We start from the raw sequence: 698 nt of genomic DNA on the forward strand, positions 1-698 counted from the left end.
GGTCCGCATGACGTCGGGGTGGAGGACAGTGAGCCGAGTTAAGTTGGAGTTGTTCCTTTGCTTCCCTGAATTGCTGTTGGCGCAAACCGGCTGCATCTTGCTGATCGCCAACTATCTCGATTTCCTCATTTTCGAGGAAGCAAATCCACTCGCCGGCTGGCCGGCCCGATCGGCGGCGTGCAAGATCCGCACGAGCTGCTCCCCTCGGTCGACCAAATCCGAGCGAAAGAAGTTGACATTGGCCAAGCATCCAGGGAGTAGCTCATGCGGGTAGCAGTGGTGTGGAACGAGGCAGGCGAGATCAATCCGTCCGGTCAGCCTGGTCCGGGGTACTACCGCGGGGCGGTGGAAAGCGTGGTGGCGGCATTGAAAGAGAGCGGCCACGAGACGCTGCTGTGCGAGGGCGATAAAGGACTGCTCGCGAAACTGGAGCGGTTCATGCCACCCGATCCGCAAGCCCGCCCCTCCGGAATGGTGTTCAACATGGCATACGGAATTCAGGGCGAGTGGCGTGGCAGCCAGATCCCGACCATGCTCGATATGGCCGGCATTCCGTACACCGGACCGAGTCCCTTCGCTGTTGAGCTGGCGTCCGACAAGGTCATCACCAAGAAGCTCATCCGCGACGACGGCGTGGCGACGCCGAACTTTCGGGTGATGCGTCGCGGCACCGAGAGCACCGGCGACCTGCGATTCCC

The 698-nt window shown here is 61.5% G+C and carries 1 pseudogene; it reads left to right on the forward strand.

The features are described 5' to 3' along the window. Window positions 1-264: 264 nt before the first annotated feature. Window positions 265-698 (forward strand): annotated as a pseudogene (locus IVA92_RS00390) (hypothetical protein); the annotation flags it as partial.

This window comes from Bradyrhizobium sp. 154 (assembly GCF_023073875.1).
In the GTDB taxonomy this organism is placed as follows: domain Bacteria; phylum Pseudomonadota; class Alphaproteobacteria; order Rhizobiales; family Xanthobacteraceae; genus Bradyrhizobium.